The organism is Helicobacter cappadocius, from assembly GCF_030688855.1.
GTDB lineage: Bacteria > Campylobacterota > Campylobacteria > Campylobacterales > Helicobacteraceae > Helicobacter_J > Helicobacter_J cappadocius.
Window position 1 is genome coordinate 1 of the sequence record NZ_JAUYZK010000030.1, and the last position, 1,260, is coordinate 1,260.

Below are 1,260 nucleotides of genomic sequence, written 5' to 3' on the forward strand. Positions count from 1 at the left end.
GCTGAATGTAAGTCAGTCCTTTAGGAGCGTAGCGGGTTTTTAATCCGCGTAGTGATAAGGATTCAACCCTGTTGAATTCCATAAACATAATATGATAGGAGCTAAAAAATGGAAATGATGAGCATCATAACAAACATCATCTTAACGATAGGTTTGATTTGGATAATCATCCGCGTAGATAGACTAGAAAAACGCATAGAAAAGTTAGAAGAATTTCTAAATAAATTTATCAAAAATCCTTGACAATGAATTAAAAATAATATATAATTATGTTATCAAAGGTTAAAAACCTCTGAAATAAGAAGGAAGGAGATACAGATGAGAAATCTTATAAGAATTATCAACCTTATCCACAAATTAGCCTTGATAATCTTAACAATAAGTCAAATCATCAAGATTTGGGCGGGATAACCCGCCTTCCCCATAAGGGGGACTTATAATATTCATCTGTATCTCTGTGAAAATTATAACACAAATAGGAGTAAGAAATGGACTACTTAAATATCATATCAGACTAGTATGTTCCCATGTATATAGCGATGCAGGGGTGAATCGTGCCATTGATGGAGGGGTGAAGTCTATTGAGCATGGACAGTTGGCAACTGAAAAAACAATTCAAAAAATGGCAGATAATGGCGTTTGGCTTAGCATTCAAGCTTTTGAAACTGGAAATAAATATTACCCTAAACCACTCAGTCCAAAAGGTGCGATCTTAGATGGTGCTTGGAGAAAAACACTTGGATATGCCATGAAACATAAATGTAATTATGCTTTTGGAACAGATCTTATATTTGCCCCATTTGCTGCAAGTGGTCAAAACTATATGCTTTACTTATTTTCAGAAGTATTAGGTTCTCTAGCAGCTCTTAGAGTGGCTACTTCAGGAAATGCAAAATTAATGGCAATGAGCGGAGAGAGAAATCCTTATATACAAGCACCATTAGGATGATTCAGGTTCTATCTTAGGTTTTTATATCCATGATGATAATGCTAAAAATATCTATAACTTTATTGACTTTGGAAAAATAGACACTTCTTTATTCTCTGATGATGGGAATATCAATGGAGCAATTAACTGGGTGGGTAATAGCTATCAAGTAGGTCTTATTAAAAACGCTCTTAGCAATGAAAAAGGTGGGGCACTTAGAATTGATTTAGCCCATCTTCAAGATAAAGATATGAGAGACAACAGCTATCAAGCACAATCAGGCATTCAAAATGTCCTCTTTGATTTTGGAGGTTCTTCCACAGATGCTAATG

Annotated in this window: 3 protein-coding genes; all 3 read left to right on the plus strand. The window is 34.8% G+C overall.

Annotated features, from left to right (window positions below; translation table 11 throughout):
• The first annotated feature begins 108 nt into the window (after positions 1-108).
• Positions 109-243 carry a hypothetical protein gene (locus tag Q5I06_RS08660; protein WP_305520943.1) on the plus strand — a complete coding sequence of 45 codons (135 nt, stop codon included), beginning with the start codon at positions 109-111 and terminating at the stop codon, positions 241-243.
• A 214-nt stretch (positions 244-457) separates the two neighbouring features.
• Entirely contained in the window at positions 458-949 is a 492-nt protein-coding gene (locus Q5I06_RS08665; protein WP_305520944.1) for an amidohydrolase family protein, read from the plus strand.
• A gap of 130 nt (positions 950-1,079) precedes the next feature.
• Positions 1,080-1,260, plus strand: a 181-nt coding sequence (locus Q5I06_RS08670; protein ID WP_305520945.1) for a hypothetical protein, incomplete at its 3' end; no start/stop codon positions are given.